This is a genomic window from Serinicoccus kebangsaanensis (genome assembly GCF_008919445.1).
Classification (GTDB): Bacteria; Actinomycetota; Actinomycetes; order Actinomycetales; family Dermatophilaceae; genus Ornithinicoccus; species Ornithinicoccus kebangsaanensis.
Window position 1 is genome coordinate 332,504 of sequence record NZ_VSLG01000004.1, and the last position, 7,434, is coordinate 339,937.

Annotated in this window: 9 protein-coding genes; 2 read left to right on the plus strand and 7 right to left on the minus strand. The window is 73.2% G+C overall.

Features of this window, described 5'->3' with window-relative positions:
• Positions 1-7: 7 nt before the first annotated feature.
• On the plus strand, positions 8-835 hold the full coding sequence (locus tag FXF60_RS07240) for a uracil-DNA glycosylase (RefSeq protein WP_151524948.1): 828 nt from the start codon (positions 8-10) through the stop codon (positions 833-835).
• An 18-nt stretch (positions 836-853) separates the two neighbouring features.
• Here the strand turns inward: FXF60_RS07240 and FXF60_RS16495 are convergent, their stop codons facing one another.
• The 7 genes from FXF60_RS16495 to FXF60_RS16770 form a co-directional block, all read right to left on the minus strand.
• Positions 854-1,015, minus strand: coding sequence for a hypothetical protein (locus FXF60_RS16495; protein WP_192796647.1), 162 nt, complete (start codon positions 1,013-1,015; stop codon positions 854-856).
• A gap of 486 nt (positions 1,016-1,501) precedes the next feature.
• Positions 1,502-2,461: a Ppx/GppA phosphatase family protein gene (locus FXF60_RS07245; RefSeq protein WP_151524950.1), complete on the minus strand. Its 960-nt coding sequence runs from the start codon at positions 2,459-2,461 to the stop codon at positions 1,502-1,504.
• Positions 2,458-3,105, minus strand: a complete 648-nt coding sequence (locus tag FXF60_RS07250; protein WP_238335747.1) for a DUF501 domain-containing protein — start codon at positions 3,103-3,105, stop codon at positions 2,458-2,460. Before FXF60_RS07250 ends, FXF60_RS07245 begins: the two co-directional genes overlap by 4 nt.
• Positions 3,106-3,125: 20 nt before the next feature.
• On the minus strand, positions 3,126-3,665 hold the full coding sequence (locus tag FXF60_RS07255) for an FtsB family cell division protein (RefSeq protein ID WP_151524952.1): 540 nt from the start codon (positions 3,663-3,665) through the stop codon (positions 3,126-3,128).
• Between the two features lie 150 nt (positions 3,666-3,815).
• Positions 3,816-5,096 carry a phosphopyruvate hydratase gene (gene eno, locus FXF60_RS07260; protein WP_151524954.1) on the minus strand — a complete coding sequence of 427 codons (1,281 nt, stop codon included), beginning with the start codon at positions 5,094-5,096 and terminating at the stop codon, positions 3,816-3,818.
• 66 nt (positions 5,097-5,162) lie between these two features.
• Complete coding sequence (locus FXF60_RS16765) at positions 5,163-6,188, minus strand: nucleoside triphosphate pyrophosphohydrolase (protein ID WP_151524956.1); 1,026 nt, start codon at positions 6,186-6,188, stop codon at positions 5,163-5,165.
• Entirely contained in the window at positions 6,164-6,700 is a 537-nt protein-coding gene (locus FXF60_RS16770; RefSeq protein WP_151524958.1) for a hypothetical protein, read from the minus strand. Before FXF60_RS16770 ends, FXF60_RS16765 begins: the two co-directional genes overlap by 25 nt.
• 55 nt (positions 6,701-6,755) lie before the next feature.
• On the opposite strand from FXF60_RS16770, the gene FXF60_RS16775 reads away from it, so the two are divergent.
• On the plus strand, positions 6,756-7,196 hold the full coding sequence (locus tag FXF60_RS16775; protein ID WP_151524960.1) for a DUF6918 family protein: 441 nt from the start codon (positions 6,756-6,758) through the stop codon (positions 7,194-7,196).
• Positions 7,197-7,434: the final 238 nt, after the last annotated feature.

Below are 7,434 nucleotides of genomic sequence, written 5' to 3' on the forward strand. Positions count from 1 at the left end.
GGGAGGTATGCCCCGGCCCACCTCCCCGCACCCCGTCACCGGCGAGCTCTTCCCCTCGCCGGTCCCGGCCGGGGCGGGATGGCCGCAGGACCCGGCGCCGGAGGGGACGCGCGTCGCCCGGTCGGTGGGCGGCGTGCGGCGGATGGCGGCGGGAGCGACGGACCTCGCGAGCCTGGACGCCAGCGTCAGCGTGTGCTCGGCCTGTCCGCGACTGGTGCGCTGGCGCGAGGACGTCGCGCAGTCCCGCCGCGCCGCCTTCGCGGACCAGCCCTACTGGGGCCGCCCCGCCGCCGGCTTCGGTGACCCCGCGCCCCGGGTCCTGGTCGTGGGTCTGGCTCCTGCGGCGCACGGCGCCAACCGCACCGGCCGCATCTTCACCGGCGACCGCTCGGGCGACTGGATCTACGCCGCGCTGCACCGCGCCGGCTACGCCAGCCAACCCACCTCGACGCACGCCGGGGACGGCATGAGCCTGCGCGCGGTCCGGATCACCGCCGCCGTGCACTGCGCTCCCCCGGGCAACGCCCCGAGTGGCGAGGAGCGGCATACCTGCGGGGTGTGGTTGCAGCGCGAGCTGGACCTGGTCGAGCCCACGCTGCGCTCCGTCCTGGCCCTCGGCGGCATCGGCTGGGACGCGGTGCTCGCCGCGACACGGGCGGCGGGCTGGGAGGTGCCACGACCCCGGCCGCGGTTCGGCCACGGCGCCCGGGCGACGCTCGTCACCGGCACGGGACGCGAGGTGCGACTGCTGGGCAGCTACCACGTGAGCCAGCAGAACACCTTCACCGGCCGGCTCACCGAGCCCATGCTGGACGAGGTCGTCGCGCAGCTGTGAGGGCCGGCGGGAAGCCGCTCACGCGGCGACCGTGCGCTGGCTGCCCGGCATGACCACCGGTGGGCAGTCGCACGCGTCGCCGCACGGCAGGTACGTGTGCACCGGGTGCGAGCAGCTCAGGCAGCTGAGGTCGTGGGGCAGGTGCTCCAGGAGCCCTGCGCGGTCGTCGATGTCCAGCATGATCCATCCTCCGCCGGTGCGGAGGACCGACGCCCGGACCAGATACGTCGACCACATGGATGAGGGGCCCTCGGCAGTATGAGTGCCGAGGACCCCTCGGGCGAGCCGCCACGAGGGCGGACCACCGGTGTCAGATCCACGTCCGACGCCGGAGCGCCAGACCTGGGTCCGACCAGTGATCGGGGAGATGTGACGTTCCCGATCGACCCGCTCGCCCTCGATGGTCCCGCCGACCCCGTCACCGGGTCGGACGCGGTGGCAGAGCCACCGATCCCGAGGCCGAAGCCTCCGGTTGGACCACTCCTTCGAGCGGATCCCGCTGCCCTTGCGGGCGGCGTAGGTAGATTTCTACGCGCTCGACGGGGGCCGCGCAAGGGGTCGGGAGAAGTTCGTCGGCGTGTCCGTGCGCGTCGGCGTGTCCTCCCCAGGTCCGGGCACGTTGTGCACAGCTTCTCCCCCGTCTCGTCCACATCTGCTGTGGACAACTCAGACCTGGGAGAGGGCGATCCCGTCCAGGATGTCGGTCTCGGAGGCACGCACGGTCCGCAGGCCGGCGTCGTGCGTCACCCGCTGCACCACGGTGCGCCACACCAGGGCACCGGCACCGATCACGTCCACCCGCCCCTCGTGCATGAACGGCAGCGCCCGCCGCCGCGAGCGCGGGCTGAGCAGGAGGTCGGTGCAGGCGTCGATCACCCGGTCGGCCGCGAGCTCGGCCCCGTGGATCCGGTCCCGCTGGTATGCCGGCAGGTCCAGCGCGTGCGCCGTCACCGTCGTGACCGACCCGGCGAGCCCCACCAGCGTCCCGACCCGCGACAGGTCGACGGTCTCGGCCGCCTCGTCGACGGCCCCCACGATGTCGGACAGCGCTGCCCACACCTGGTCCTCGGTCGGTGGGTCGTCCGCGAGGTGGCGTTCGGTCATCCGGACGCACCCGATGTCCACAGAGCGGGCCGCGGCGACCGCCAGGTTGTCGTCCGACCCCAGCACGAACTCGGTCGACCCGCCGCCGATGTCGACCACGAGGTAGGGCCCCGGGGCGTCCTGCTCCCGGAGGGCACCGGTCGCACCGGCGAAGGACAGGGCCGCCTCCTCGTCCCCGCTGACGACCTCGGGCGTGACCTCGAAGCCGGCGAAGGCGTCCTGGACACCCGCCACGAAGGCGTCGGCGTTGGAGGCGTCCCGCGAGGCGGAGGTGGCCACGAAGCGGACCCGCTCGCACCCCTCGTCGCGGCACTGCGCGGCATACCCCTCGGCCGCGGCCAGGGTGCGCTGCATCGCCGCCCCGCTGATCGCCCCGGTGGCGTCGATGCCCTCGCCGAGCCGCACGATCTGCATCTCGCGGACCACCTCGCGCAGCGCGGGCGAGCCGTTGCGGTCGTCCACGTCGGCCACCAGCAGCCGGATCGAGTTGGTGCCGCAGTCGACGGCACCGACGCGGGTCATGCGGCGGACCCGCCCTGCCGCCCGCGAGACTCCTCGCCGGGCTGCTCGTCCGCCGGGTCGCCCTCGTCGGGCTCCGGCAGGGGATGGTGCTTGGGGCAGCTGTCGCAGCGCTCGTCGTCGACGGCGGACACGCCCGAGCAGCAGCCGCCCTCCCACCAGACCGGCAGGGCCGCGATCGCCTCGTCGCCCAGGGGGTTCACCCCGGGCCCCGCCCCGAGGCTGTGCGCCACGAGGACGTGCAGGCACTTGACCCGGTTGGGCATGCCGCCGGCGCTGATCCCGGCGATCTCCGGGACGTGCGCCAGCTCCTCCCGGCGCCGCAGGTAGTCGTCGTGCGCCTGGGCATACTCCCAGCGCAGGCTCTCGTCCTCGGCCAGCCGCCGCGACATCTGCTTCATCAGCCCCTCGCTCTCCAGGGTGGAGATGGCGCCGGTGAGCTTGGGGCAGGTGGCGTAGAAGCTGGTGGGGAACGGCGTGCCGTCGGGCAGGCGTGGCTCGGTGCGGATCACGGTCGGGCACCCGCAGGGGCAGCGGTGCACGATGGCGACGACCCCGCGGGGCTCACGTCCGAGCTGGCGCCGGATGACCTCGAGATCCTCCTCGGTGGGGGTCTCGTCCAGCGTGGTGCGGTCGAGTTCGCTCATGTCCTTCTCTGCAGAGCCGTTCACGGCTCCGTGGTCTCGGGGAGCCCCTCGTTCGCGATCTTCACGGATTCCCACACCTGGCCGTACCACGGGCTGTCGGCAATCACGTCATCGCTCACCGGGGCCATTCCTGGCAACGTCTCAGTGTAGTCGCTCCCGGTGTCGTCGATGACCGTGAAGGTGGTCTCGCCCTCCTTGACGAAACGCAGCCGCTCGCGCGCCTGCTGCTCGACGTAGTCCTCGTCCTGCCAGCGCTCCAGCTCACCCTCGAGGGCGGTGATCTCCTGCTGCTCGGTCTCGATCTCCTGGCGCAGCGCGCTGATGTCGGCGCGCTGCCGCAGGAAGCCGGACAGGGCGGGAGCGACCACGAGGGTCATGAGCACGAGCAGCACGCCCAGGGTGATCAGCCTCCGCACGTGCACCGGCGCCTGCCGCACCGACGGGGCGACCACCGGACGCGTCCTGCCGCCCGGACGCGCCGCCGTGCGCCGGGCCGGGCCGGCGGGACGGCTGCCCGCGCGCGAGGTGCGCCGGTCGCGCGGACCACGTGCCGTGCTCATGGGCGCTCCTCAGGCGTGCGGGTGGGATGGGTGTGACGGATGTGGCCAGGGTATGCCCCGCGTCCGCTCGCACGCCGGACGCCGCGCCGAGGTCCCGGCAGCCCTCACCAGCCCGCGGCCGCGACCCGGTGCACGGTGCCCGGTGCCAGGTCAGCCGCGGAAGCGCGGGAAGGCGCCGGCGCCGGCATACACCGCCGCGTCGTCCAGCTCCTCCTCGATCCGCAGCAGCTGGTTGTACTTCGCGACCCGCTCCGAGCGCGCCGGGGCGCCGGTCTTGATCTGGCCGCAGTTGGTCGCGACGGCCAGGTCGGCGATCGTGACGTCCTCGGTCTCGCCGGAGCGGTGGCTCATCATGCAGCGGAAGCCGTTGCTCTGGGCCAGCGCGACCGCGTCGAGGGTCTCGGTGAGCGAGCCGATCTGGTTGACCTTGACCAGCAACGCGTTGCCGGCACCCTCGGTGATCCCGCGCTGCAGCCGCTCCGGGTTGGTGACGAAGAGGTCGTCCCCGACGAGCTGGACGCGCTCGCCGAGCTGGGAGGTGATCTGCACCCAGCCGGCCCAGTCGTCCTCGTCGAGCGGGTCCTCGATGGAGACGAGGGGGTAGGCGTCGACCAGCTCGGCGTAGTACTTGACCATCTCCGCGGCCTTGCGCTTCTTCTTCTCGAAGGTGTACTTCCCCCGGTCGAAGAACTCGCTGGCGGCGACGTCCAGCGCGAGCGCGATGTCCGACCCCGGGGTGTAGCCCGCCGTGGTGATGGCCTCCATGATGAGGTCGAGCGCGGCCCGGTTGGAGTCCAGGTCGGGCGCGAAGCCGCCCTCGTCGCCCAGCCCGGTCGCGAGCTTGCGGGACTTCAGGACCTCCTTGAGGGCGTGGTAGACCTCGGTGCCCCAGCGCAGCGCCTCCCGGAAGCTCGGCGCGCCGATCGGGGCGATCATGAACTCCTGGATGTCCACGTTGGAGTCGGCGTGCGAGCCACCGTTGAGGATGTTCATCATCGGCACCGGCAGCAGGTGCGCGTTCGGCCCGCCGACGTAGCGGAACAGCGGCAGCCCGGCCGAGTCGGCGGCCGCCTTGGCCACGGCGAGGGAGACGCCGAGGATCGCGTTGGCGCCGATCTCGCCCTTGTTGTCGGTGCCGTCGGCCGCCAGCATCTCGGTGTCCACGAGGCGCTGCTCGGAGGCGTCGAAGCCCAGGAGGCGGGGCTCGAGGTCGTCCTGGACAGCGTTCACAGCATCCTGGACGCCCCTGCCGAGGTAGCGGGTCTTGTCGCCGTCCCGACGCTCGACCGCCTCGAACGCGCCGGTGGACGCGCCGGAGGGCACCGCGGCGCGGGCGACGGTGCCGTCGTCCAGACCGACCTCCACCTCCACGGTCGGGTTGCCCCGGGAGTCGAGGATCTCGCGGGCGATGATGGCATCGATGGCAGCCATGTGCGCTCCTTTCGAAGGGCGTCTTCTGGGTCGACCGGCAGCACTGGCGGTATGTCGTCGGTCAGCCTAGCGGGGTGGCCCTGCGGCGCGGGACGTCTGCTCGACCGCGCGCAGGGTGTGCCGGAGGGCACGGTCGGCGTCGGCGCCCTGCGAGCGCAGCTCCAGCACGGTGCGCAGCAGCGGCGCACCCGGGTCTCCCTCGGCCTCCAGCTCGGCGAGCCGCCCCTCGAGCCACGGTCCCTGGCCGGCCCTGCCGAGCCGGGAGGTGACCTTGGCCGCGCGGGCGAGCGAGGGCATACCGGCCGGGATGCCGTCCAGCGGGTGCTCCCGCGCGGGCCGGCCGGAGGCGGCCACCTCCTCGGCCTTGATCTGCTCCCAGTTGCGGGCGACATCCGCCGCCCCCTCGACCTGGGTGTCGGCGAAGACGTGCGGGTGCCGGCGGACCAGCTTGGCGACGAGCCCCGCCGCGACGTCGTCGACGTCGAACGGCTCCTCCTCGTGCTCCGCCCCGACGCGGGCGTGGAAGAGCACCTGGAGCAGGACGTCGCCAAGCTCGTCGACCGCGTGCTCCCGGGCCTCTCCGACGGCGTCGTCCAGCTCGTCCAGGGCCTCGACGGCCTCGTGCGCCTCTTCGACGAGGTACGGGGTGAGGCTGGCGTGAGTCTGCTCGGCGTCCCAGGGGCACCCGCCCGGGGAGCGCAGCCGGTCCATGACCGCGACCGCGTCCAGCAGCCGGGCACCCGGCGTGTCCCACGAGCCGACCAACAGCTCGAGCGTGGGCGGGTCCTCCTCGGGCAGCTGCACCGCCAGCGCCTCGGCCAGCCCCGGGTCGCCGTCGCGGGACCCGACCCAGACGACGGCCCCCTCGAGCGCGAGCAGCTCATCGGCGCGACGTGACGGCGTGAGGCCCTCGTCGGCGGCGCGCACCGCGACCCCGGCGTCGGCCAACGCCCGCGGGGTCGGGTCCTCGAGGTCGGCGGCGAGCACGTGGTCCGCCGACTGCACCGTCCGCCACGCGGCAGCGGACAGCAGCCCCGGCGCCACCCGGGGGGAGGTGAGCAGCAGGCTCAGCTCTCGGGCGCGGTGATCCACTCGGGCACCTGCGGCAGGACGCCGTCGCCTGTCGCGCTCCACGACCCGAAGCGGGGGTTGACCTGCACCGGCAGCGCCCCGATGTCCTCGGCGGTGACGGTCTGCAGCTCCGCCACGACGGGCGCGAGCTCCTCGTCGGCGAGCGCGGCCTGGTCGTTGATGACGGCGCCGTACTGCTGGAAGGTGGCGGCCTGGACGGTGAGCTCGGACGCCTCCCCCTCGAGCCCGGCGTCGGCCAGGACACCCCGCACGTCCGTCTCGGTGACCTCGTAGCTGGTGCCGTCGAAGAGCCCGCTGAGCAACGGGGCCACACCGGCCTGGTAGATGACCGTCGGCACGGTCACCGGCTCGGGCGAGACGTCGCTGAGCTGCTGGGCCGCCTCCTGCACCTCGTCCACGGAGTAGCCGGTGCCCTCGATGACGACACCGTCGGTCATGCCGACGCCACCGCACCCGGCGAGGGCGAGCGTGGCCAGCGCGGCGGCGGACGTGAGGGTGTATGCGCGCTTCACGCCGCTCATCATCGCACGGCACCGGGAGACCCCGGTCCGTGGCATGCTCGGGTCCATGAGCACCCTGAGCACCGCACTCCTGGAGCCGTCGACGCGGCCGCGCGTGGTGGACGCCCTCCTCGTCCTCGCGGACGCCGAGATCTCGACCAAGAAGGGCATCTCCGGCACGATGCTCAAGACCGCCTTCAGCGGGGCCAGGAAGGCCAGCGAGAGCAACGTGCGCAAGGGCGTGGACCGGCTGCTGCCGGGCGTGGCCCGCGCGCTCGATCCCCACTTCGACGCCAAGGGGGACGTGGCCTTCGGCACCTACCTGTCCGACCCGGCGCGGTCCGGGCAGGTCGCCGACGAGCTGCTGGCCGTGGCCGACTCCGCGGCGGCCCGGGTCGAGGGCAACCCCCTGGGCAAGGTGTATGCCTCCTTCCGCGGCAGGGCGAAGGAGCACGTGGTCGCGGCGCTCCCCCGGCTCGGCGCCACCCTGGAGACCTTCGCCCACTGAGGGGGAGGAACATACGTACCGGCTGCACATCCGTGCACCGAGACGGGTGGGTCTGCGGACACGCCCGGCTCGATCGGCCGAGACGTTCACGTGAACGCTCCAGCCGATGACACGCCCGGCTCGGTCGGCCCAGGCGTGGCGGTCTCAGAGCGTGGTTGCAACACCGGGTGGTGTGAGTGAGAGTAGCTCGGCCATGGCCTCGGCGGGGGTGGCCCAGTCGAGTGTCTTGCGTGGTCGG